20 protein-coding genes are annotated in these 22,810 nt (G+C 59.8%); 8 read left to right on the forward strand and 12 right to left on the reverse strand.

The annotated features are described in order from the left end of the window. Positions 1-39: 39 nt before the first annotated feature. Both ACQZ5K_RS07030 and ACQZ5K_RS07035 read right to left on the reverse strand, forming a co-directional pair. Entirely contained in the window at positions 40-294 is a 255-nt protein-coding gene (locus ACQZ5K_RS07030; RefSeq protein WP_448739986.1) for a hypothetical protein, read from the reverse strand. A gap of 39 nt (positions 295-333) precedes the next feature. Further along, positions 334-909: a single-stranded DNA-binding protein gene (locus ACQZ5K_RS07035; protein ID WP_448736879.1), complete on the reverse strand. Its 576-nt coding sequence runs from the start codon at positions 907-909 to the stop codon at positions 334-336. Positions 910-1,173: 264 nt separating this feature from the next. Here ACQZ5K_RS07035 and uvrA point away from each other — a divergent pair, with 264 nt between their 5' ends. Continuing rightward, complete coding sequence (uvrA, locus tag ACQZ5K_RS07040) at positions 1,174-4,095, forward strand: excinuclease ABC subunit UvrA (RefSeq protein ID WP_065655442.1); 2,922 nt, start codon at positions 1,174-1,176, stop codon at positions 4,093-4,095. Between the two features lie 56 nt (positions 4,096-4,151). Next, entirely contained in the window at positions 4,152-4,952 is an 801-nt protein-coding gene (locus ACQZ5K_RS07045; protein WP_448739987.1) for a DUF72 domain-containing protein, read from the forward strand. 6 nt (positions 4,953-4,958) lie between these two features. Here ACQZ5K_RS07045 and dusA read toward each other — a convergent pair whose 3' ends face one another. Continuing rightward, on the reverse strand, positions 4,959-5,969 hold the full coding sequence (gene dusA / locus ACQZ5K_RS07050) for a tRNA dihydrouridine(20/20a) synthase DusA (RefSeq protein ID WP_448739988.1): 1,011 nt from the start codon (positions 5,967-5,969) through the stop codon (positions 4,959-4,961). A gap of 137 nt (positions 5,970-6,106) precedes the next feature. On the opposite strand from dusA, the gene ACQZ5K_RS07055 reads away from it, so the two are divergent. Continuing rightward, entirely contained in the window at positions 6,107-6,796 is a 690-nt protein-coding gene (locus ACQZ5K_RS07055) for a fumarylacetoacetate hydrolase family protein (RefSeq protein WP_448739989.1), read from the forward strand. A 34-nt stretch (positions 6,797-6,830) separates the two neighbouring features. Beyond that, positions 6,831-7,364 carry a gamma carbonic anhydrase family protein gene (locus ACQZ5K_RS07060; RefSeq protein ID WP_080816990.1) on the forward strand — a complete coding sequence of 178 codons (534 nt, stop codon included), beginning with the start codon at positions 6,831-6,833 and terminating at the stop codon, positions 7,362-7,364. 36 nt (positions 7,365-7,400) lie between these two features. Here ACQZ5K_RS07060 and zur read toward each other — a convergent pair whose 3' ends face one another. Genes zur through znuC form a run of 3 tightly spaced genes read right to left on the reverse strand, consistent with a single transcriptional unit; the run spans position 7,401 to position 9,536 of the window. Further along, complete coding sequence (gene zur / locus ACQZ5K_RS07065; RefSeq protein ID WP_020809932.1) at positions 7,401-7,814, reverse strand: zinc uptake transcriptional repressor Zur; 414 nt, start codon at positions 7,812-7,814, stop codon at positions 7,401-7,403. Further along, a complete protein-coding gene (gene znuB / locus ACQZ5K_RS07070) occupies positions 7,811-8,629 on the reverse strand; it encodes a zinc ABC transporter permease subunit ZnuB (RefSeq protein ID WP_020809931.1) in 819 nt (272 codons plus the stop codon). Before znuB ends, zur begins: the two co-directional genes overlap by 4 nt. After that, on the reverse strand, positions 8,622-9,536 hold the full coding sequence (gene znuC / locus ACQZ5K_RS07075; protein WP_448739990.1) for a zinc ABC transporter ATP-binding protein ZnuC: 915 nt from the start codon (positions 9,534-9,536) through the stop codon (positions 8,622-8,624). The genes znuB and znuC overlap by 8 nt, the downstream gene beginning before the upstream one ends. Before the next feature lie 104 nt (positions 9,537-9,640). Here znuC and znuA point away from each other — a divergent pair, with 104 nt between their 5' ends. Then, positions 9,641-10,633: a zinc ABC transporter substrate-binding protein ZnuA gene (znuA, locus tag ACQZ5K_RS07080; protein ID WP_448739991.1), complete on the forward strand. Its 993-nt coding sequence runs from the start codon at positions 9,641-9,643 to the stop codon at positions 10,631-10,633. A 194-nt stretch (positions 10,634-10,827) separates the two neighbouring features. On the opposite strand, the gene ACQZ5K_RS07085 is transcribed toward znuA, so the two are convergent. Then, the gene (locus tag ACQZ5K_RS07085) at positions 10,828-11,880 is read right to left on the reverse strand and encodes a LacI family transcriptional regulator (protein ID WP_448739992.1); all 1,053 of its coding nucleotides are present in this window, start codon (positions 11,878-11,880) and stop codon (positions 10,828-10,830) included. 489 nt (positions 11,881-12,369) lie between these two features. Between ACQZ5K_RS07085 and ACQZ5K_RS07090 the strand changes: the two genes are divergently transcribed. The 3 genes from ACQZ5K_RS07090 to ACQZ5K_RS07100 all read left to right on the forward strand — a co-directional run bounded on the left by ACQZ5K_RS07090 (position 12,370) and on the right by ACQZ5K_RS07100 (position 16,520). Next, a complete protein-coding gene (locus tag ACQZ5K_RS07090) occupies positions 12,370-14,868 on the forward strand; it encodes a beta-mannosidase (protein ID WP_448739993.1) in 2,499 nt (832 codons plus the stop codon). 103 nt (positions 14,869-14,971) lie between these two features. Then, entirely contained in the window at positions 14,972-16,003 is a 1,032-nt protein-coding gene (gene mgrA / locus ACQZ5K_RS07095; RefSeq protein WP_448739994.1) for an L-glyceraldehyde 3-phosphate reductase, read from the forward strand. Positions 16,004-16,193: 190 nt separating this feature from the next. Beyond that, on the forward strand, positions 16,194-16,520 hold the full coding sequence (locus ACQZ5K_RS07100; RefSeq protein WP_003525025.1) for an RcnB family protein: 327 nt from the start codon (positions 16,194-16,196) through the stop codon (positions 16,518-16,520). Between the two features lie 67 nt (positions 16,521-16,587). On the opposite strand, the gene gndA is transcribed toward ACQZ5K_RS07100, so the two are convergent. From gndA to ccoG, 5 genes are all read right to left on the reverse strand, one after another. After that, a complete protein-coding gene (gene gndA / locus ACQZ5K_RS07105) occupies positions 16,588-18,018 on the reverse strand; it encodes an NADP-dependent phosphogluconate dehydrogenase (protein WP_448739995.1) in 1,431 nt (476 codons plus the stop codon). Between the two features lie 164 nt (positions 18,019-18,182). After that, positions 18,183-18,341, reverse strand: a complete 159-nt coding sequence (ccoS, locus tag ACQZ5K_RS07110) for a cbb3-type cytochrome oxidase assembly protein CcoS (protein WP_003502794.1) — start codon at positions 18,339-18,341, stop codon at positions 18,183-18,185. Next, the gene (locus ACQZ5K_RS07115) at positions 18,338-20,629 is read right to left on the reverse strand and encodes a cation-translocating P-type ATPase (protein ID WP_448739996.1); all 2,292 of its coding nucleotides are present in this window, start codon (positions 20,627-20,629) and stop codon (positions 18,338-18,340) included. Before ACQZ5K_RS07115 ends, ccoS begins: the two co-directional genes overlap by 4 nt. Beyond that, entirely contained in the window at positions 20,626-21,126 is a 501-nt protein-coding gene (locus ACQZ5K_RS07120; protein ID WP_448739997.1) for a FixH family protein, read from the reverse strand. Before ACQZ5K_RS07120 ends, ACQZ5K_RS07115 begins: the two co-directional genes overlap by 4 nt. Next, complete coding sequence (ccoG, locus tag ACQZ5K_RS07125) at positions 21,123-22,706, reverse strand: cytochrome c oxidase accessory protein CcoG (protein WP_448739998.1); 1,584 nt, start codon at positions 22,704-22,706, stop codon at positions 21,123-21,125. The genes ACQZ5K_RS07120 and ccoG overlap by 4 nt, the downstream gene beginning before the upstream one ends. Between the last annotated feature and the right edge of the window lie 104 nt (positions 22,707-22,810).

A 22,810-nucleotide genomic window follows, 5' to 3' on the forward strand; every position in this document is an offset into this window, starting at 1 on the left:
ATAGCTTCTCCCCTATCGGAGAGCCGGCAAAGCCGGATGTTAGCGCCTCGCCTTCAGGAGACGCTGCCATAACGTGCCGCCAAAGAACCGGCCGAGCACGACAAAATATGCGATGATAAGCGCAAAGGCGATAAAGGCAGGCACACCGTTCAAGGCAAAACCCTGTGGTGTGTGCCCGCCTGCAACCGCCGCCACGAGAAATCCGGCGGCGAAAAACGCCGTCCAGAAATCGAGGAAGAAGGCAAGAACGATGCGCCAGGTCGCCGGCTGTTTCGGTGCGGGCGCATCACTCATGCCTGTCTCCCGTTACGCTTTCCCGAATTCGCCATCCGCTCAGAACGGAATATCGTCATCCATATCGTTGGAGAAGCCGCCGGAAGGCTGGCCGCCGCCACGGGAAGAGCCGCCGCGCGACGAGGACTGCTGGTCGTAACCGCCGCCATAGCTGGAGCCGCCGCCGCTGCCATAATCATTGCCGCCGCCGAAATCGCCGCCGCTACGGCCACCGCCCTCACCGCGACCATCGAGCATCGTCAGCGTGGAGTTGAAGCCCTGCAGCACGATTTCAGTGGAATAACGGTCGTTGCCGGTCTGGTCCTGCCATTTGCGCGTCTGCAGCTGGCCTTCAATATAGAGCTTGGCGCCCTTCTTGACATATTGCTCGACGACCTTGCACAGGCCTTCGTTGAAGACGACGACGGTGTGCCATTCGGTCTTTTCCTTGCGCTCGCCGCTGTTGCGGTCCCGCCAGGTCTCAGAGGTGGCGATACGCAGGTTGGCGATGGGGCGTCCATCCTGCGTCCGGCGGATTTCGGGATCTGCACCCACGTTCCCGATCAGAATTACCTTGTTTACGCTACCAGCCATCTCGTCATCCTGTCCGCCAGCCTTCATGACCGGCAATTGCATTTCAAAAAATTCGCCACACAATAGCTGCCGCTGCCGGCAAAGGGCACCGCAAGCAGGGAACTATCCACAAAGAATAATCTTAAGCTTTGAGAGCCGACATTCGCGCTTGCAATTCGTTCCTTTTTTGTTCTATTGAATCGCAGATTTCGAGTCAAGCATTCCGAAAAGCTGCGACCGATAGGAAATAGACCTCGACACCTCCGGCTGCGTCACTACATAAGGACGCGCTGCCATCAAGTGTGTTATTTTTGTCCGAGCCTTGTCATGAGTGAACTGAAGACGATTTCCATCCGCGGCGCCCGCGAGCACAACCTCAAGGGCATCGATCTGGACCTGCCGCGCAACAAGCTGATCGTCATGACCGGCCTTTCCGGTTCGGGCAAGTCCTCGCTTGCCTTCGATACGATCTATGCCGAGGGCCAGCGCCGTTATGTCGAAAGCCTCTCGGCCTATGCGCGCCAGTTCCTGGAAATGATGCAGAAGCCGGATGTCGACCAGATCGACGGCCTGTCGCCGGCAATCTCCATCGAACAGAAGACCACATCGCGCAATCCGCGTTCCACGGTCGGCACGGTCACCGAAATCTACGACTATATGCGCCTGCTGTTCGCGCGTGTCGGCGTGCCCTATTCGCCGGCCACGGGCCTGCCGATCGAAAGCCAGACGGTGAGCCAGATGGTCGACCGCATCCTCGCTTTCGAGGAAGGCACACGTCTTTATATTCTCGCGCCGATGGTGCGCGGCCGCAAAGGCGAATATAAAAAGGAACTCGCCGATCTGATGAAGAAGGGCTTCCAGCGCGTCAAGGTGGATGGCCAGTTCTACGAAATCGCCGACGTGCCCGCCCTCGACAAGAAATACAAGCACGATATCGACGTGGTGGTCGACCGTGCGGTGGTGCGCCCGGATATGGCCGCGCGCCTTGCCGACAGTCTCGAGACCTGCCTCAAGCTTGCCGACGGGTTGGCGGTCGCGGAATTCGCCGACAAGCCCCTGCCGCCGGAAGAAACCGCCGCCGGCGGTTCCGCAAACAAGTCGCTTAATGAAACCCATGAGCGTGTGCTGTTTTCGGAAAAATTCGCCTGCCCCGTTTCCGGCTTCACCATTCCGGAAATCGAGCCACGGCTGTTCTCCTTCAACAACCCCTTCGGCGCTTGCCCCAGCTGCGATGGCCTTGGCTCGCAGCAGAAGGTGGATGAAAACCTGATCGTACCGGAGCCAGCCCGCACCCTGCGCGACGGCGCCATTGCTCCCTGGGCAAAGTCTTCCTCGCCCTATTACAACCAGACGCTGGAAGCACTCGGCAAAGCTTTCGGTTTCAAGCTTTCAAGCAAATGGTCCGATCTTTCGAAGGAGGCGCAGCACGCCATCCTTCAGGGCACGGATGACAAGATCGAGTTCAACTATCAGGACGGCGCCCGCTCCTACAAGACGGTGAAGAACTTCGAAGGCATTGTGCCCAATCTGGAGCGTCGCTGGAAAGAGACCGACAGTGCCTGGGCGCGCGAGGAAATCGAGCGTTACATGTCGGCAGCCCCCTGCCCGGCCTGCGCTGGTTATCGCCTGAAGCCGGAAGCGCTCGCCGTCAAGATCAACAAGCTGCATATCGGTGAAGTCACCGAAATGTCGATCCGCACCGCGCGTGACTGGTTCGAGGTGCTGCCGGAAAGCCTAAACGCCAAGCAGAACGAAATCGCTGTCCGTATCCTCAAGGAAATCCGCGAAAGGCTGCGCTTCCTCAACGATGTCGGGCTGGATTATCTCAGCTTGTCGCGCAATTCCGGCACGCTTTCCGGCGGTGAAAGCCAGCGTATCCGTCTGGCCTCGCAGATCGGTTCGGGCCTGACAGGCGTTCTCTATGTTCTCGATGAGCCCTCCATCGGTCTGCACCAGCGCGACAATGCCCGGCTGCTCGATACGCTGAAACATCTGCGCGATATCGGTAATACCGTCATCGTGGTCGAACACGACGAAGATGCCATTCTGACGGCAGATTACGTCGTCGATATCGGCCCGGCGGCCGGCATTCACGGCGGTCAGGTGATTGCCGAAGGCTCGCCGCAGGAGGTGATGGCCAATCCAAAATCGCTGACCGGCAAATATCTCTCTGGCGAACTCGGCGTTGCCGTGCCGGCTGAGCGCCGCAAGCCCAAGAAGGGCCGCGAGATCAAGGTGTTCGGTGCACGCGGCAACAATCTGAAGAATGTCACCGCGGCTGTGCCGCTTGGCGTTTTCACCGCCGTAACCGGCGTATCGGGTGGCGGCAAGTCCACCTTCCTGATCGAGACTCTATACAAATCGGCGGCCCGCCGGGTGATGGGAGCGCGCGAAATCCCGGCCGAGCACGATCGCATCGATGGTTTCGAATTCATCGACAAGGTGATTGATATCGACCAGTCGCCGATCGGCCGAACGCCGCGCTCCAATCCGGCCACCTATACCGGCGCCTTTACGCCGATCCGTGACTGGTTCGCCGGCCTGCCGGAAGCCAAGGCGCGCGGTTATGCACCGGGCCGTTTCTCTTTCAACGTCAAGGGTGGCCGCTGTGAGGCCTGCCAGGGCGACGGTGTCATCAAGATCGAGATGCACTTCCTGCCTGACGTCTATGTCACCTGCGATGTCTGCCACGGCAAGCGTTACAATCGCGAGACGCTCGATGTCACCTTCAAGGGCAAATCCATTGCCGATGTGCTGGATATGACGGTGGAGGAAGGCGTGGAGTTCTTCGCCGCCGTCCCGGCCGTGCGCGACAAGCTGCAATCGCTTTTCGATGTCGGCCTCGGTTATATCAAGGTCGGCCAGCAGGCGAATACACTCTCCGGCGGCGAGGCGCAGCGCGTCAAGCTCGCCAAGGAACTGTCGAAACGCTCGACGGGCCGCACGCTCTATATTCTCGACGAGCCGACGACCGGCCTGCATTTCCACGATGTCAACAAGCTCCTGGAAATGCTGCATGCGCTGGTCGAACAGGGCAATTCCGTCGTGGTGATCGAGCATAATCTCGAAGTCATCAAGACGGCTGACTGGATCATCGATATCGGGCCTGAAGGCGGCACGGGCGGCGGCGAAGTGGTGGCGACCGGCACACCGGAGGACATCGTGAAGGTCGAGCGTTCCTATACCGGTCACTTCCTGAAGGAGCTTCTGGAGCGCCGACCGGCCGGAAAACGGGAGGCTGCGGAGTAATCCGCAGCTTTCGTCGCAAGGGTTCGATAGGCCGAAGGCCGGAGGAGGAACAGCATATGTCGACATCAGGCACGATCCGCACCGGTATCGGCGGCTGGACCTTCGAGCCATGGGAAGGCACGTTTTATCCCGAAAAATTGCCGAAGAAGCGCCAGCTGGAGCACGCCAGCCGGCAGCTCACGGCAATCGAGGTGAACGGCACCTATTATAGCAGCCAGAAGCCGGAAACTTTTGCAAAATGGGCTTCCGAAGTGCCCGAGGATTTCATCTTCTCGCTAAAGGCAAGCCGCTTCGTCACCAACCGCAGGGTTCTGGCCGAGGCCGGTGAATCGATGACGAAGTTCCTGACACAGGGGCTGACGGAACTCGGGTCCCACCTCGGCCCGATCCTCTGGCAATTCGCGCCGACGAAAAAATTCGACGCGGAGGATTTCGGCGCATTTCTGTCCCTGTTACCGGAGAAGCAGGACGGCATCCGTCTTCGCCATGTCGTCGAGGTACGCAACGAGACATTTCAGGTTCCGGAATTCATCGATCTTCTCGCCAAGCACAAGGTCGCCGTCGTCTGCGCCGACCATCATGACTATCCGATGCTGCCGGATGTGACGGCCGATTTCGTCTATTGCCGCCTGCAGAAGGGCGAGGACGATATCAAGACCTGTTACCCGAAAAAAGACATCGACCATTGGGCCGAGCGGGTAAAGACCTATGCGAAGGGCGCCGTGCCGGACGATCTGCCGCTGATAGCGCCGGATCGGAAGGTCGAAAAGACACCGCGCGATGTCTTCGCCTTCTTCATCACCGGCGGCAAGGTCAATGCGCCTGTTGGTGCGCAGGAACTGCAAAAGGCGGTCTGAACTCTTTCAGCCCGCCATTTCTTTCGTCGGGCTGAAATCGATGGTCGCGAAAGCGGCCTCGATCACCTCTGGTCCCGCGCCCGGCCGGGTCGCGTCGCTGGAGAGGATTTGCCGGAAACGGCGCGCGCCGGGCATGCCCTGAAACAGACCGACCATGTGGCGGGTGACGTGGTTGAGACGTCCGCCCGCGGCGATATAGTCGGCGGCATAGGCCATCATCGCGTCACGCAGCGCTATCCAGTCCGGCTGGCGAGCCTCTTCGCCATAGATGCGATGGTCGACATCGGCAAGAATGGACGTGTTGTGATAAGCGGCACGGCCGAGCATCACACCATCCATATGCTGGAGATGTTCGCTCGCCTGATCGAGATCGGCGATACCGCCATTGATGCCGATAAAGACATCAGGGTTTTCCCGCTTCATGCGATAGACGAGATCATAATCGAGCGGCGGCACTTCGCGGTTTTCCTTCGGCGAAAGCCCCTGCAGCCAGGCTTTTCGCGCATGAACCCAGACCGCGTCCGCGCCCGCCGCAACAACCCGCTTCAGAAAATCCGGCAGGACCGCTTCCGGCTGCTGATCGTCCACCCCGATCCGGCACTTCACCGTAACCGGCACGCGGGCGACAGCCTTCATTGCCGCGACACATTGCGCCACCACCTCCGGCTCGCGCATCAGGCAGGCGCCGAATGTGCCGGACTGCACCCGATCCGAGGGACAGCCGACATTGAGGTTGATCTCGTCATATCCGTAATCGCCGGCGATCCGCACCGCCTCGGCAAGCTTGGCCGGATCAGACCCGCCAAGCTGCAGCGCAACGGGATGTTCCTCAGCGTGGTAACCGAGCAGCCTGTCGCGCTGGCCATGGATGATGGCATCGGCGACGATCATTTCGGTATAAAGCAGCGCGCGCTTCGACAATTGCCGGTGCAGAAACCTGCAGCGGGTATCGGTCCAGTCGATCATGGGGGCCACGGCGAAGATTTTTTCGCCGCTTGCAAGCGCTTGTCTGTACATGGATTAACCTCTTTGCGCTGGCTTCTACAGCAAAGGACCGTAAAAAGCCAGTTTTGCAGGCAGGGTCATTTTGAACTGGAAATCGCCCTGGAATCGCGGGACAAGAATTGCACCGAAAAAGACGACAGGAAATCCACATGGCCGCCACCGTCATCCCCGCTCCGAAACCCGTTCTCCTGCCCGTGGAAGGCACGGACGATCTGTTCCCCGTACGGCGGGTCTATTGCGTCGGCCGCAATTATGCCGATCACGCTATTGAGATGGGCCACGATCCCTCGCGCGAGCCGCCCTTTTATTTCCAGAAAAACCCGGACAATCTGCTGCCCGCCGGTCAGGACTTCCCCTACCCGCCGCTGTCATCGAATGTGCACTACGAAGTCGAATGTGTCGTGGTTCTGAAAAGCGGCGGTGCCGATATCCCGGCGTCCGAGGCGCTGGGCCATGTCTGGGGTTACGCCGTCGGCATAGACATGACCCGTCGCGACCTTCAGGACGGCCTGAAGAAGATGGGCCGCTCCTGGGAAGGCGCGAAGGCCTTCGAATATTCCGCACCGGTGTCCCCCATCGTCCCGGCAGACAGGATCGGCCATCCCGCTACCGGCGCGATCTGGCTTGACGTCAATGGCGAACGCAAGCAGACGGGTGATCTTGCCCAGATGATCTGGAAGGTGCCGGAAGTGATTGCCGAGCTTTCCAAGCTGTTCACGCTTGCCGCCGGTGACGTCATCATGACCGGCACGCCGGCCGGCGTCGGCCCAATCGTGCGTGGCGACCGCATTGAATGCGGCGTCGAAGGTGTCGGCACGCTAAGCGTGACGGTTGCCTGAAAGCCATCGCCAAGACTAAAGGGAGGACACCACCATGCCGCTTTACCGCCTCGCCGACCGTGTGCCGCAGACCCCTGCGCCTGATCGCTACTGGGTGGCGCCCGACGCCAATGTCATCGGCTCGGTGACGCTCGGTGAGGATGTCGGCATCTGGTTCGGCGCAACGCTGCGCGGCGATAACGAGCCGATCAGCATCGGGCGCGGCACCAATATTCAGGAAGGCGTGATGGTGCATAGCGATCCCGGTTTTCCCGCCGTCATCGGCGAAATGTGCACCATCGGCCACCATGCCATCGTGCATGGCTGCACCATTGGCGACAATTCGCTTGTCGGCATGGGCGCGACGATCCTGAATGGCGCAAAGATCGGTCGCAACTGCCTCGTCGGCGCCAATGCGCTGGTGACGGAGGGCAAGGAATTTCCGGACAATTCCCTGATTGTCGGCTCGCCGGCGCGCGCCATCCGCACGCTGGATGATGAGGCCGCCGCGGGGCTTCGCCGCTCGGCCGAAAAATACATCGAAAACTGGAAGCGTTTTTCGAAAGATCTGGCGATCATCGAGGGATAGGAAACGGCGGGCATCCACGCCCGCCCTGCCATGAGATTAAGCCGAGCAGGCGGCGCAGAGGCCGCGAATTTCAATGGTGGTCTTTTCCGCCTTGAACTTGCTGTCCTTCACCCAGCGCTCCAGGCGGTGGTCGATTTCATGATCGTGGAATTCCGTCACCTGCCCGCAGGATTCGCAGATAGCGAAAGCCACCGTGCCATGGTGGTGAGAGCAGCACTCAGCCTGCGTGTGGGTGCAGGCGACAAAGGCGTTAAGGCTCTCGAGCCGGTGCACGAGACCAAACTCCACCAGTTTTTCCAGCGCCCGGTAAACCTGCAGCGGCGCACGAAAACCCTCATCCCGCAGCTTGTCGAGGATCATATAGGCGCTGAGCGGTTGATGCGCGTTTGAGAGGGCATTCATGACCAGCGACTGGTTCTTGGTGAGGTTCTGCTGGGTCTGCGCATTCATGATTTGCCTCCTTCATCCGCGGCGCGGGAAAAACCCGGCGCCGGTAACAGGCTTATAACGAAGAGGATCACCGCGGCAACCACGATGGATGGGCCGGACGGCGTATCGTAACTGAGCGAGCCGAACAGGCCGCCGACAACGGCGACCGCGCCGATCAACGAAGCCACCACCGCCATCACCTCAGGCGTGGCGGAAAAGCGTCTGGCAGTCGCCGCCGGTATGATGAGCAACGATGTGATGAGCATGATGCCGACCACCTTCATGGCAATGGCGATCACCAGCGCCATCAACAGCGTGAAGATCAGCTTTGCACGCTCCGGGTTCAACCCCTCGGCCTCGGCCAGCTCTGTATTGACGGTGGAGGCAAGCAGCGACCGCCACAGGAACACCATGGAGACGATGACCACCAGCCCACCGCCCCAGATCAGGGCGATATCGCTGCGGGTAACGGCGAGAATATCGCCGAACAGGAACGAGACGAGATCGATGCGCACCCAGCTCATGAAAGCGACGATGACGAGACCGATCGCCAGCGCCGAATGGGACAAGATGCCAAGCAATGCATCAGCGGAAAGCGCCTGACGCCGTTGCAAAAAGAGCAGCAGGATCGACACGGCCGACGCCACCAGAAAGACGCTGACGATGAGGTTGAGCTGCAACAGCAGCGACAGCGCGACGCCAAGCAGCGCCGAATGGGCCATCGTATCGCCGAAATAGGCCATGCGACGCCAGACGACGAAACAGCCGAGAGGACCGGCAGTGAGCGCAACGCCGATACCGGCGACCATGGCGCGAACGAAGAAATCGTCAAACATGGCGTTCTCCCTGTCCGTGGCTGGATGGCGTATGGCCCTCATGCTCATGGCCGCAGCCGCATTCGTCATGGCTGTCGTGATGGTGGCCGTGGTCATGCATATGATGGTGCCCATCCTCCGGGTGGCAATGATCGGTCACCGAACCATCCGCGTGCTGCACCCGGCCATCGGGCAGATGGGTATGATCGTGATGGTGGCTATAGACGGCAAGCGCCTTGGCAGCCGAGCCGCCGAACAGCCGCATATATTCCGGGCTCTGGCTCACCGCCTGCGGCGTGCCCCGGCAGCAAACATGGCCGTTCAGGCATATGACGGTGTCGGTTTCGGCCATCACCACATGCAGGTCATGCGAGATTAACAGAATTCCGCAATTATTTGAATTTCTGATATTTTTTATCAGATCATAGAGCGTGATCTCGCCGGAGAAATCGACACCCTGCACGGGCTCGTCAAGAACCAGCAGATCGGGTTTGCGGGCGATGGCGCGGGCCAGAAGCGCGCGCTGGAACTCGCCACCGGAAAGGTGCTGCACTTCCGCATTGGCGAGATGCGCAATGCCCGTCGCATTCAGCGCCGCGTCGATTTCACGGGCTGGCAGCGGCCCGGTCAGCGTCATCAGCCGGCGCACCGAAAGCGGCATGGTCCAGTCCACGGAAAGCTTCTGCGGCACATAACCGACCTTCAGACCGGCAATGCGCGAAACCTCGCCCTCGGTCGGCTTCACCACGCCGATTGCCATTTTCGCGCTGGTGGATTTGCCGGAACCGTTCGGCCCGATCAGCGTGACGATCTCGCCTTTGCTGACGGAAAACTCCACGCCGCGCACCAGCCAGCGGCCGTTGCGCTGCACGCCGGCATTGGCAAGGGAAACCAGTATCTCTTTGCCCCGATGGGCGGAATGAAGCATGGGATTGTCCGTTCGGCGATGTTGCTTACCGCTATTGCATACGTTATAGAGTTACGCAATAAATGTAATAACATAACTATACTTCTTCAAGTGGAGTGCATTTCATGAAATCGTTCCTGATCCCGCTCATGGCATCGGTGGCAATAGCGGCCGCCGCTTCCGGCGCCACCGCCGCGCCCGATGTCGTGGTCTCGATCAAGCCCGTCCATTCCCTCGTCGCCGCCATCATGCGGGGCGTCGGCGAACCGCAGCTCATCGTCGACGGCGCGGCTTCGCCGCATACCTATAATCTCAGACCGTCCAATGCCCGCAAACTGGAAAAGGCCGATGTGGTCTTCTGGGTTGGGCCGGGACTGGAAGCATTCCTGGAAAAGCCGCTCGAAGCGCTTGCCAGCAAGGCAACAGTGGTCGAACTGGAAGACGCAAAGGGTCTGGAAAAGCTGCCCTTCCGCGAAGGCGGCCCGTTTGAAGCACATGACCATGGCGATGAAGGCCAAGAGGCGCATGACGGCCACGCCGAAGAGGAAGGCGCGCACGATCATGGACACGACCATGCGGAGGGTCACGAAGGCCATGACCACGGCGCATACGATACCCATCTCTGGCTCGATCCCGCCAATGCCAAGGCCATGGCGCAGACGATAGAAACCGCGCTGATCGCCGCCGATGCCGGCAATGCCGCAACCTATCAGGCCAATACCAAAAAACTGATCGACGACCTCGATGCGCTCGATGCCGAACTCAAGGAAACGGTCAAGCCGGTGAAGGACAAGCCCTTCATCGTCTTCCACGATGCCTATCAATATTTCGAGCATCGTTACGGCGTGAAGACGGCGGGATCGATCACCGTCAGCCCCGAAACCCTGCCCGGTGCGGACCGCGTCAAGCAGATGCAGGAAAAGGTTCGCCAGCTCGGCGCAACCTGCGTTTTCGCTGAACCGCAATTCGAGCCGAAGCTGATTTCGGTCATCACCGAAGGCACCGCCGCAAAGTCGGCGACGCTCGATCCAGAGGCAGCGACACTGGAACCCGGCCCGGACCTCTATTTCAAGCTGATGCGCGGTATCGCAGGCTCGCTGAAGGATTGCCTGTCCTGATGCACATTGCCGCCCCTAACGCCACGGTTCCGTCATTCCGGTTTTGAACCGGAATGCGGCCGAAGCGCGAATGATCGGAATAATACATATTTCAAACCAGTTACTTGCGCTTGAAATATAAAGCACTGCATAAGGAACGGAGGCGCGACAATCGCTGGGTAGAGACGTCGCGCCATCAATCGCAAATCGGCTCGTTACGGCTTCGGCGCCATCGAAGACCAGACAGGGCTGCTGATGCTCTGCAGGGTTTCCGGCGGCGCGCCGTTGATGCGCGCCAGAAGGGCCTTTGCAAGCTCCCTGCCCGCCAGCTTGATATCCTCATTGACGGTGTGGATCTGCGGTTTGATCCAGTTCAGGAACTCGGCGGACTGTTTCGAGACGATATCGATATCTTCGCCGATCCTCACACCTGCCGCTTCGAAACCCGCCACCAGCGCAATGGTGCTGCTGCCGCTGATCGAAACGATGCCGTCGGGACGGTCATCGGATTGCATCAGTCGCTGGCCGAAATCGCGGATTTTCTCGAGCGGCGTTTCGATGGTGATGGCATCCAGCGGAAATTCGCTAAGGCCGAAATCCCTGATTGCCCTCAAGAACCCCTTACGGGCGTGATCGTGGAATGAAAACCGCGATGGCGGCACGACGACGGCGATCCTTTTACGCCCGCATTGCGCCAGCCGCTCGACCGCCTCATAGGCATAGGATTCGTTATCGAAATCATGAAAGGCATGGTCGATGCCCATATCGGACCGCCCATGGGTGACGAAGGGCATGTTGCGCTCGGTCATGAAACGAACGCGCGGATCGTTGGGCTCGATCTTCGAAATAATGACCCCATCCGCCGAACCGGTATCGAGAATATAGCGGATCGGCACCATCGAATCCTTGGCATGGATGTGGGGCGTCACGACCAGATGATATTGTGTCGTGGAAAGAACCTCGGTGATGCCGAATACCATCTGGCTGGTGAAACCCATCAGTTCTTCATCGACACTCAGCACAAGGGCAATCACATTGGTCTTGCCGGTGCGAAGGCGCACCCCGGCCCGGTTTGGCTGGTAACCGATCTGCCTTGCGATCAGCCGCACGCGCTCCTTGGTTTCAGCGCCGATATCGGGCGCATCCTTCAGCGCGCGCGAGACGGTGGTGATGCCGAGACCCGTCATATAGGCGATTGTCTTCAAGGTCGGACGCTCGCCCGTGGTCGCGGGTATGTCGTTCCTGCCGGATTTGCCAGTATCGTTCATGTCATTTCGCCACGCTTTACCGAACGGTAATCATAGATAGCTTTTGCTCCGTTGCAAAGGCAAAGGTCTGCGGTCAAAAGCCGGTCTTGTCCGGCTATCGGCCAATTCAGCTAAAACGATATAGGTCCGGAAAATATTTCCCGACTGCGATCCTTTTCTTCCAGCGCTAAGAGTCCGGATATAAATGAACTAAACTTCTTATTAGAAACATTAAAAAACATACATAAAACACCGATATTAAATGATAAAATTTACAAATTACTGATGGAGGCAACGTCATTGTCAAGACCCGGCGTTCCCCGGCATTTTTCGTGTGATTGATTCCCACTCAAAGGAATGACGGAACGATTGTTTTACGGTAACGTTGCCGAAGGGAGGAAATCGTAAAGCCGGATAAATGTGAGGCAGCGCTTTGCGGGCATCCATTCCCCCCAGATTCTGACACAAGCCTGCACCATGATGCAGGCCAGTCTTCTTCGAATTCATACTATGCAGGGTCCGATTATGATTTCTTCTTCCTCGCCCGAAACCGTCATCGATCTGGCCGGGTCCTGGCGCCTGACCTCGGTGGAAGGAGACCACGCCACCCAGCTTTCCGTACCGGGCGATATTCATACCGCGCTCAAAAATGCGGGCATCATTCCAGATCCCTATCACGGCGCCAATGAGAAGGCGGTGCAATGGGTCGCGCAGCAGGACTGGATCCTCGAGCGAACCTTCATTCTCGATGAGGCGGATGCCAGCTGGTATCTCGATATCGACTACCTCGACACCGTCGCCATCGTCTTCGTCAACGACATCCCGGTCCTGAGCGCCGACAATTGTTTCCGCCGTTACCGCCCGGATGTTTCGCGCGCTGTGCGGCCGGGTGAAAACACCATCCGCATCCATTTCCATTCCAACATCGCGGCCGGTGCGGAACGGCAGGCACGGCAGCCTTTCTATATTCCCTATCACCCCGGCAATTCGCCGATTGCCAATGGCAACATGCTGCGCAAGCCGCAATGCCATTTCGGCTGGGACTGGAATATCGCGATTGCGCCGCTCGGCCTCTACGGCAAAATCCTGCTGAAGCGCCTCGATACAGCCCGCATCGAACATGTCGTCACCTCGCAGCACCATGTCGAAGGCGGCGTGGAACTGCATGTGGCCGTCACGTTGTTTGCCGAAGGCCCGGCCAGCCTGCCGGTCTATCTGTCTCTCAACGATGAAAGGCTCAGGCTCGATTGCGGCGTCGGAGCCGGTGAAACGGTGGTGCGCCACGTCTTCTTCGTGGAAAATCCGGAGCTCTGGTGGCCAGCCGGCAGTGGCGAACAGACACTCTACGGGCTGACGGTGGAATTGCCCGATGAGACCGTCACCCGCCAGATCGGCTTCAGGACCATCGAGCTTCTGACGGACAAGGACGAGGCAGGCAGCCGCTTCGCTTTCCGCATCAACGGCCGGGAAATCTTCTGCCGCGGCGCCAACTGGATCCCCGCCGATGCGCTCTATTCGCTGACCAGCCGGGAAAAGACCGAAGACCTTCTCTGCTCCGCGGTCGAGGCCAATATGAACATGATCCGCGTCTGGGGCGGCGGCTTTTATGAGGAAGACTGGTTCTACGATCTCTGCGACCGCCTCGGCCTGCTGGTGTGGCAAGATTTCATGTTCGCCTGCAATCTCTATCCCTGCAGCGAGGACTTCCTCGACAATGTCGAACACGAGGTCGACTATCAGGTGAAACGCCTCTCCTCCCATCCGTCCATCGCGCTTTGGTGCGGCGATAACGAGCTGGTGGGTGCGCTGACCTGGTTCGATGAATCCCGCAACAATCGCGACCGTTATCTCGTGGCCTATGACCGCCTGAACCGCACCATCGAAAAAGCCCTGAAAAAAACGGCTCCCGAAGCGCACTGGTGGCCATCGAGCCCCGCGTCGGGTTATCTCGATTATGGCGATGCCTGGCACGCGGATGGTTCCGGCGACATGCATTACTGGTCCGTCTGGCACGAGAACAAGTCGTTCGACAATTATCGTTCGGTGAAACCGCGCTTCTGCTCCGAATTCGGTTTCCAGTCCTATACATCCATGCCCGTCATCCGCACCTACGCGGAAGACCGGGACATGAACATTGCCTCCCCGGTCATTGAGCTGCACCAGAAGAATGTCGGCGGCAATGAGCGGATTGCGGGCACCATGTTCCGTTACTTCCGCTTCCCGAAGGATTTCGAGAATTTCGTTTATCTCAGTCAGGTCCAGCAGGCGCTGGCGATCCGCACGGCCGTCGATTACTGGCGCTCGCTCAAGCCCCATTGCATGGGCACGCTTTATTGGCAGATCAACGATACATGGCCGGTCGCCTCTTGGTCGAGCCTTGATTATGGCGGCGGCTGGAAAGCGCTGCATTATGCCGCTCGCCGTTTCTTCCAGCCGGTTACAGTCTCGGCCATCCCGTCAGAAGATGGAGGCCGGGTGAGCTTCTCCATGGTCAACGACACGGCGGAGGATGTGGAAATCGACATGAACATCGTCGCCCTGACCATGGACGGCAACCGCGTGCCGCTGAAATCCGCCAACGGCACCTGCGCGACCGACAGGGCCGCCATGCTGACCGATATCGACATGGACAGCCTGCCTGATGGTGCCGTCCTTGCCTGGAGCTTCATCGCCTCGAACGGCATGACCGGCGAAGGCCATCATGTGCGCGACACTTACAAGGCGCTGGAACTTCAGCCTGCCGGCCTGACATTCACAACCAGCACATTGAAAAACGGCCAGCTCGAAATCGATGTCACGGCCACGGGTCTCGCCCTCTTCGTCATGCTGGAGGCAGATCAGCCCGGACGTTATTCCGACAATCTCTTCGATCTTGCCGCCGGCGAAACGCGCCGTATCATCTTCACCCCGAAGGCGGACGGCCCCCAGCCGCATTTCCGCACCTTCGATCTTCATACCTGCCAATCCTCGCCCAATCCCGGCATTGAAACCATGCGGAGAAAGGCATAACCATCCCTCTCGGGAATGACAGGTGAACCCACGCCTGTCTTCATCAGTTCAAAAGGTTGCCGGGTTCTCCGGCAGCCAGTCATCAGCAAGCGGAGGAAGACCCATGGTTTGGCAACCGGCCGAAAACCGATATGCATCCATGAAATATAATCACTGCGGCAAGACCGGCCTGAAGCTGCCGGCAATCTCGCTCGGGCTCTGGCACAATTTCGGCAACGACACGCCGCACCAGACGAAACAAGCTATCTGCCGCCGCGCTTTCGATCTCGGCATCACCCATTTCGATCTCGCCAACAATTACGGCCCGCCGCCCGGCAGCGCCGAAACCGCCTTCGGTGAAATCCTGAAAACGGATTTCAGGGGTTATCGCGACGAGATGATCATCTCCTCCAAGGCCGGTTACAACATGTGGCCCGGCCCCTATGGCGAATGGGGCAGCCGCAAATACGTAATCGCCTCCTGCGACCAGAGCCTGAAGCGCATGGGGCTGGATTACGTCGATATCTTCTATTCGCACCGTTTCGACCCCAATACGCCGCTTGAGGAAACCTGCGGTGCGCTGGACCAGATCGTGCGCTCGGGCAAGGCGCTTTATGTCGGCATCTCGTCCTACAATTCGAAGCGCACCCGCGAGGCCGCCGCGATCCTGAAGAACCTCGGCACGCCCTGCATCATCCATCAGCCGAGCTATTCGATGATCAACCGCTGGATCGAGGAAGACGGTCTCGTCGATACGCTGGAAGAACTGGGCATCGGCTCCATCGTCTTCTCGCCGCTGGCGCAGGGCATGTTGACGACGAAATATCTCGGCGGCGTGCCGCAGGGTAGCCGCGCATCGCAGAGCAAGTCGCTCAACCCGGCTTTCCTCAACGAACGCAATGTCGAGAACATCCGTGCACTCAACAGCATTGCCGAGCGGCGCGGCCAGACGCTGGCGCAGATGGCGATTGCCTGGGTTCTGCGCGGCGGCCGCATCACCTCGGCGCTGATCGGCGCAAGCCGTGTCGAACAGGTCGAGGATTGCGTGAAGGCGCTCGACAAGCCGGATTTCACGGCCGAAGAGCTTGCCGAAATCGACCGTTACGCCAAGGAAGCGGATATCAACCTCTGGGCAAAATCCGCCGAACGCGTCTGACTTAGGAGAGACCGCCTGGTTTCGCCGGGCGGTCTGCACACTGCAAAAGCCGGGCCAAAAACCTCAAAACAAAAGATTAACTCCCGCCCCTAACCGTTAATAACCATTACATAAATGTAATTTTAAATTCAGTTTCCGTTCATTCGTTTATTCGTAAGTTCTCCTCATCGAAACACGAGAGGAAACTTCCATGAAAAAGTTCGTCACCATTCTTCTGGCCGCTACCGTTCTCGCCGCTCCGATGGCTCAGGCCCAAAGCCGCCACGACGATCGCCATCGCGGCGTTACCGTCGAGCGTCAGGTCACCACCAAGAAGGTCATCGTCAAGAAGCACCGCTGGGATCGCGGCCAGCGCCTTTCGGCCCGTGAGCGCCGCAACATGGTAGACCGTCGTGACTACCGCCGTTACCACCTCGCAGAACCGCGCCGCGACCAGCGCTGGGTCCGCGTCGACAACCAGTTCCTGCTCATCAACGCCGTCAGCGGCCTGATCGTCGGCCTCGCCGCCGCCCGCTAATCCAGGCATCGATGAAATGAAAAAGGCCCGCTCGCGCGGGCCTTTTGTCGTTTGTCGTTTCAGCCGATCAAAAAATGTCGGCGCCGCTGCCCCACGGGCCGTGTGGCTTGTCCACACCGTCGGTGCGTTCGAAACCATGGGCGCCGAAGAAGTCGCGCTGCGCCTGAATGAGGTTGGCGCTGCCGCGGCCACGGCGATAGGCGTCGAAATAACCGAGCGCCGAAGCCAGCGCCGAAACCGGCAGGCCGGAGAGAACGGCATAGGAAACAACACGGCGCAGCGGTGCGTCGGTATCCTTGACGATGCCGGCAAAGGCAGGCGTCACGATGAGGTTGGCCACATGCGGGTCCTTGGTGAAGGCCGAAGTGATCTCATCGAGGAATTCCGAGCGGATGATGCAACCGGCGCGCCAGATGCGGGCAATCGTCGGCATCGGCAGGTTCCAGTTGAACTCCTTGGAAGCGGCCGACATGATGGCGAAGCCCTGCGCATAAGCACCGACCTTGGCAGCCAGAAGCGCGTTTTCCAGATCGGCGATGAAGGCCTTCTTGTCAGCAGGTGCCGCTGCGAGCGTCGGCAGGCCGAAGATTTTCTCGGCAGCTTCACGCTCGTCCTTCTGCGAAGAGAGAATACGGGCAGCCACGGCGGCTTCGATGGCGGTAGCGGCGACGCCCATGTTCTGCGCCTCGATGACCGACCACTTGCCGGTGCCCTTCTGGCCGGCCTTGTCGAGGATCAGATCGACCATCGGCTTGCCGGTGATCGGATCGGCGGCGCGCAGAACCTTCTCGGTGATTTCGATCAGGTAGGAATTCAGGCGGCCCTTGTTCCATTCTGCGAAAACATCGGCGATTTCGACGGCGCTCATCTTCAGGCCGTCCCGCAGGATGCCGTAGATTTCGGCGATCATCTGCATGTCGGCATATTCGATGCCGTTATGGATGGTCTTGACGAAATGGCCGGCGCCGTCATTGCCGAGCCATGCCACGCACGGATCGTTGTTGTACTTGGCGGAAATGGAAGTCAGCACCTTCTCGACGCGCTTCCAGCTGTCCTCGGTGCCACCGACCATGATCGACGGTCCATGGCGCGCACCTTCTTCACCGCCGGAAACGCCCATGCCGATAAAGGTCAGGCCGCTATCCTTCAGATTGTCGAAACGGCGGATCGTATCGCGGAAATTCGCATTGCCGGCATCGATCATGATGTCGCCGTTGGCGAGATGCGGTTTCAGGATTTCCATCTGCTGGTCGACCGGATCGCCGGCCTTGATCATGATGATGATCGGGCGCGGAGGGCGAATGGCGGCGACGAATTCCTCGATGGTTTCGCAGGGGATCAACTGTCCCTGCAAGTCCCCAGCCTCGGCGTAGAATTTTTTCGTCGCTTCAGGGGTTCGGTTGAATACGGCAATCTTGTTGCCCTTTTCCGCGATGTTCAACGCCAGGTTCGAGCCCATGACGCCGAGACCGATCAAACCGATTTCTGCCTGTTCCACGGATGTGCCTCCATCTTGCTTTTAGGTGGTCGTGTTGTGGCACTGTAATGAACAAACGGCAAGGCTGGGGGCGACTGAAACGATTAAATTTTGATGACGCAAATCAGCTTTGCATATTTGCGACAGGTCGAGGCCGGCTCAAAACGGCAAGCCCGCCTCGCCTTTTATGATCGTCGGGGCCGGTCGTCACCATCATCCAGCGCCCGCCAGGCGGCCCCGTCCATATCCTCATATTGGCCCGAGCGCACTGACCAGAGGAAGGCGAAAAGGCCAAGCGCGCCTAAAAACAGCGCGACGGGAATGAGATAGATCAGCATGTTCATGCCAGTTGCGCCCCCTCGCCTGCAAATCCGGTCTTCGCTTCATTCTGAGGACGGACGGTTTCAGCCGTACCGGCAAGCCGCAACGCATTGGCGACGACGATCAGCGAGGACGTCGACATGGCGATGGCCGCGATCATCGGCGTCGCATAACCGGCAATCGCAATCGGCACGGCGATGATATTATAGCCGATGGCAAGCGCGAAGTTCTGCCGGATCAGCCTTCCTGCCCGCTGCGATGTCTCGATTGCGAAGGGCACGGCATCGAGATCCTCCTGCATGAACACGAAATCGGCGGCCTGCCGGCCGATATCGGCGGCGGTGGCGGGTGCCATGGATACATGCGCGGCGGCAAGCGCCGGCGCGTCGTTGATACCGTCTCCCACCATCAGCACCCTGCGCCCCTCGCCTGCAAGCTCGGCGCAGCGCGCCGCCTTGTCCTTCGGCGACAGATCGGCACGCCAGTTGCCGATCCCCAGCCGCTGCGCCATGGCGCTGACGGCGGCGGCCCGGTCACCCGAAACGATTTCCTGTGTCAGGCCCCGCACCGACAGGCTGCGCAATGCCGCAACCGCACCCGCGCGCGCATTGTCCTCGAAACCGAAGCTCGCCAGATGCCGGCCATCGAGGGACAGCACAACTTCCGACCGCGCATCGCCATTATCGACGCTCACCTCATCCGGGCATGCGAAACGGCGATTGCCCAGCCGGTAGGTTCCGGCTTCCGTCTCCGCCTCGACGCCGGAGCCCGGAATTTCCCGCACCGCCTCATAGGCCGGCACAGCGCCGCTATAAGCCGCATGCAGGGCCTTCGACAGGGGGTGACGCGAATGGGCGGCAAGCCCGGCCGCAATCGCCATGGTGGCAGGCTTCATATCGCCGGTCTCAACCAATCTCGGTTTTCCGACGGTCAGGGTGCCGGTCTTGTCGAACAGCACGGTGTCGATTTCGGCCAGCCGCTCCATCGCCGAGCCTTCCTTGACCATGATGCCGTGCCGGAACAGCCTTCCGGCGGCCACCACCTGCACGACGGGAACGGCAAGGCCGAGCGCACAGGGGCAGGTGATGATGAGAACCGCGATGGCAATCAACATCGCCTGTTTCCAGTCGCCGCCGAAAATGCCCCAGCCGAGAAACGTGACCAGCGCCAGAAGATGCACCACGGGCGAATAATAGCTCGCGGCGCGGTCGGCAATGCGCCGGTAACGCGCCCGCCCGCCTTCGGCCGCCTCCATCAACCCGATCACTTCCGAAAGGAAGGAATCCTTCGCCGATGCCGTCACCCGCGCAGTGAGCGAACCGGTGAGATTGAGCGTGCCGGCCTGAAGGCTGTCGCCTGCCGTAACGCGGCGCGGCGCGCTTTCACCGTTGACGATGGACATGTCGAGATCGCTGCTGCCGGAGACGACCAGGGCGTCCACCGCCACCCGGTCCCCGGCCGCAATCGTGATCGACATTCCCGGCTGGATATCGGCAAGAGGCCGATACTCCCGCGTTCCATCCTCACCGATCACCGTTGCCCCGCGCGGTGATAGCCGGGCAAGCCCGGCAATGGCCGAGCGCGCTTTGTCGCGCATGATATGGTCAAGCGTCCGGCCGATCAGCAGGAAGAACAGCAGCGAGACGGTCGCATCGAACCAGGCATGTTCACCGTGATGGATCGTCTCCCACAGGGAAACGGCATAGGAAAGCGTGATGGCGAGCGCGATCGGCACATCCATATTGGTGCGGCCGTGTTTCAGCACGTTCCAGGCCGATTGATAGAAGAAACGCCCGCCATAAATCAGCGCCGGCGCGGCGATCATCGCCGAAATCCAGTGGAACATGTCGCGCGTCGCAGCATCCGCCCCCGACCAGACGGAGACGGACAGAAGCATGATATTGGCAGAAGCAAAGCCGCACAGCGCCACCGCCCTGATCAGCTGCGAACGCAAGGCGTCCGAGGCATCCTGCCCGCTGGCGAAAAGATGTGTGCGATATCCCGTCGCAAGAATGGCGCGGGCAATCTCGGCGGGATCGGTCCTGACGCCATCGACTTCTTCTTTCCAGACGACCGCCACGCGTTTGGACGACAGGTTCACACGCGCCCGCTCCACTTGGCGCAGACGGCCGAGCGCGGTCTCGATGGTGGCGATGCAGGCGCCGCAATACACATCCGGCACACTGAGATCGGTCTGGCGCAATCCCTGCCCCAGATCGCGGCTCGCCAGCAGCAACTCCTCCGACGATGGCGGATTGACCGGCTCGCCAAGCTGTAGCGAACCTTCCGTTCCCGGTGCGCAGCAGCTCATTTGCGCCCCCTGATGACGGCAATCCGCGTGCCCTCATGCACGATGATCCTGCCATCCTTGGCGGCAGTGACCTCGACTATCCATTGGCCCGGCAACATGTCATGCGGTCCGGTGAAGACGCCGGTGGAAACCGGGGTCAGTTCCATGTCGAAATTCTGGCGTTCCCCGACAGGCCGGCGAAAATGCGCCGTCACCTTATCGGTGTCGACCGGGCCGGTGTTGGGATGAAACACCTCGTAACGCACCGTCTTTTCATCCACGATAAGCTTGCCCTTGATACCGGTCGCAGCCCTTGCCTTGGCGGCTTCCGCCTTGGCGTTGAACTGCTGGCTGGCCACATAGGTATTGGGCACGACAAGCCCGCTCCAGCTGTTGACCGCGTTCCAGGCCATCACCATGTTGACGGTGATGACGGTGCCGAAAAACAGCAGCATGACACCCAGCATGTGCCAGCCGGTGAACGTGAAACCGGACGTCTGGCGATTGTTCACGGTCATTTTTTCACTCCCGGAGCGTTGAAGACAGCATCGTAGCGGGCCGTCTCATGGCCGCCCGTATCGCTGACGATGAATTCGAAATTTTCCGCCGCCCGCGCGACATCTTTGCCCGGCAGGGTGACGAAGACCTTCAGCGTCGTCGCCTCGTCCGGCTCCACCGTCACCTCGAAGGTGCGCGCGGCCGTATCCGCCATGCCATTGATCTTCATCACCGCATTCGGAATGCCCTCGATGGTCAGGCTCATTATGCGCGGTTGCGGCACCATGTTCAGAATGCGCACCGTATAGCCGTTGCGAATGGAGCCGTTCGATTCCAGCACATATTGCGGATTGCGGTCATGCAGGACATTGAGCGCCAGCCGCTCCCGCGTCACCAGCGCAAACAGCATGCCGATGCCGACCGCCGACCAGATGGCCGTGTAAAGCAGCGTGCGCGGCCGGAAGACGATGCGCCAGTTGAAGTGGCGGATGCTCTTCCTGAAGCTGCCGTCCTCCTCGCGCACATTGGCAGGGCGGATGGCATGCTCACCATTGCCGGTCGCCAGCGCCATGTTGGACTGGTATTCGGAAAGCGTCGCATAGGCGATCAGCCCGCGCGGCTTGCCGATCTTGTCCATCACCCCGTCGCAGGCATCGATGCAGAGCGCGCAGGTGATGCATTCCAGCTGCTGCCCGTCCCTGATGTCGATGCCCATGGGACAGACTGCGACGCAGGCATTGCAATCGACACAATCACCGATGCTCTCCCCTGCCGCCGCAGCCTTCTTGGCATGCCGCGAGCGCGGTTCGCCGCGCCAGTCATTATAGGTGACGACAAGCGAATTCTCGTCCAGCATCGCCGCCTGAATGCGCGGCCAGGGACACATATAGGTGCAGACCTGTTCCCGCATCAGCCCGCCGAAGACATAGGTGGTGGCGGTGAGGATGGCGACGGTGGAATAGGCGATCATCGGCGCCTGCCCGGTCATGAACTGCATCGCCAGCGTCGGCGCATCGGCAAAATAGAAAATCCATGCACCGCCGGTCAGAATGCCGATCACCAGCCAGATCGCATGTTTCAGCACCCGCTTGCGCAATTTGCCGAATGTGAAGGGCGCGGCATCCAGTTTCATGCGCGCGTTCCTGTCGCCCTCTATCGCCCGTTCGACCACCAGAAACAGGTCGACCCAGACGGTCTGCGGACAGGTGTAACCGCACCATGCACGCCCGACAGCGGAAGTGACGAGAAACAGCCCAAGCCCGGCCATGACCAGCAATCCGGCGACGAAGAAGAACTCCTGCGGCCAGATTTCGATGAAGAAGAAATAAAAGCGCCGGTTGGCGATATCGATCAGCACCGCCTGATCCGGCGCATAGGAACCGCGATCCCAGCGCAGGAACGGCGTCAGATAATAAATGCCGAGCGTGACCAGCATCACCAGCCATTTGAACCGCCGGAACCGCCCCTCGGCGCGCTTGGGAAAAATCTTCCTGCGTGCTTCGTAGAGCGGTTTGCGCGTTTTTGCGGAATTGACGGCTTCCGCCTCCAGCCTTTCGACAGGCTGTTGCGGGCGGTCCTGTCCGGCGCGATAGATGTTCATGATAGGAGTCCGTTTTTATCTCCTTGCTTTCTCCCATCTCCCCGGTGAAACATCCTTGACTTACATCAAGTGACGACAAAGTGGCGCAGTATGGGAACGCGCCG

The sequence above is a fragment of the Agrobacterium sp. 22-226-1 genome (assembly GCF_053522345.1).

Bases quoted from the DNA above. Each gene is read 5' to 3' on its own strand.
- ACQZ5K_RS07030 (WP_448739986.1), bottom strand. From the start codon at position 294: ATGAGTGATGCGCCCGCACCGAAACAGCCGGCGACCTGGCGCATCGTT.
- ACQZ5K_RS07035 (WP_448736879.1), bottom strand. From the start codon at position 909: ATGCAATTGCCGGTCATGAAGGCTGGCGGACAGGATGACGAGATGGCT.
- uvrA (WP_065655442.1), top strand. From the start codon at position 1,174: ATGAGTGAACTGAAGACGATTTCCATCCGCGGCGCCCGCGAGCACAAC.
- ACQZ5K_RS07045 (WP_448739987.1), top strand. From the start codon at position 4,152: ATGTCGACATCAGGCACGATCCGCACCGGTATCGGCGGCTGGACCTTC.
- dusA (WP_448739988.1), bottom strand. From the start codon at position 5,969: ATGTACAGACAAGCGCTTGCAAGCGGCGAAAAAATCTTCGCCGTGGCC.
- ACQZ5K_RS07055 (WP_448739989.1), top strand. From the start codon at position 6,107: ATGGCCGCCACCGTCATCCCCGCTCCGAAACCCGTTCTCCTGCCCGTG.
- ACQZ5K_RS07060 (WP_080816990.1), top strand. From the start codon at position 6,831: ATGCCGCTTTACCGCCTCGCCGACCGTGTGCCGCAGACCCCTGCGCCT.
- zur (WP_020809932.1), bottom strand. From the start codon at position 7,814: ATGAATGCGCAGACCCAGCAGAACCTCACCAAGAACCAGTCGCTGGTC.
- znuB (WP_020809931.1), bottom strand. From the start codon at position 8,629: ATGTTTGACGATTTCTTCGTTCGCGCCATGGTCGCCGGTATCGGCGTT.
- znuC (WP_448739990.1), bottom strand. From the start codon at position 9,536: ATGCTTCATTCCGCCCATCGGGGCAAAGAGATACTGGTTTCCCTTGCC.
- znuA (WP_448739991.1), top strand. From the start codon at position 9,641: ATGAAATCGTTCCTGATCCCGCTCATGGCATCGGTGGCAATAGCGGCC.
- ACQZ5K_RS07085 (WP_448739992.1), bottom strand. From the start codon at position 11,880: ATGAACGATACTGGCAAATCCGGCAGGAACGACATACCCGCGACCACG.
- ACQZ5K_RS07090 (WP_448739993.1), top strand. From the start codon at position 12,370: ATGCAGGGTCCGATTATGATTTCTTCTTCCTCGCCCGAAACCGTCATC.
- mgrA (WP_448739994.1), top strand. From the start codon at position 14,972: ATGGTTTGGCAACCGGCCGAAAACCGATATGCATCCATGAAATATAAT.
- ACQZ5K_RS07100 (WP_003525025.1), top strand. From the start codon at position 16,194: ATGAAAAAGTTCGTCACCATTCTTCTGGCCGCTACCGTTCTCGCCGCT.
- ccoS (WP_003502794.1), bottom strand. From the start codon at position 18,341: ATGAACATGCTGATCTATCTCATTCCCGTCGCGCTGTTTTTAGGCGCG.
- ACQZ5K_RS07115 (WP_448739996.1), bottom strand. From the start codon at position 20,629: ATGAGCTGCTGCGCACCGGGAACGGAAGGTTCGCTACAGCTTGGCGAG.
- ACQZ5K_RS07120 (WP_448739997.1), bottom strand. From the start codon at position 21,126: ATGACCGTGAACAATCGCCAGACGTCCGGTTTCACGTTCACCGGCTGG.
- ccoG (WP_448739998.1), bottom strand. From the start codon at position 22,706: ATGAACATCTATCGCGCCGGACAGGACCGCCCGCAACAGCCTGTCGAA.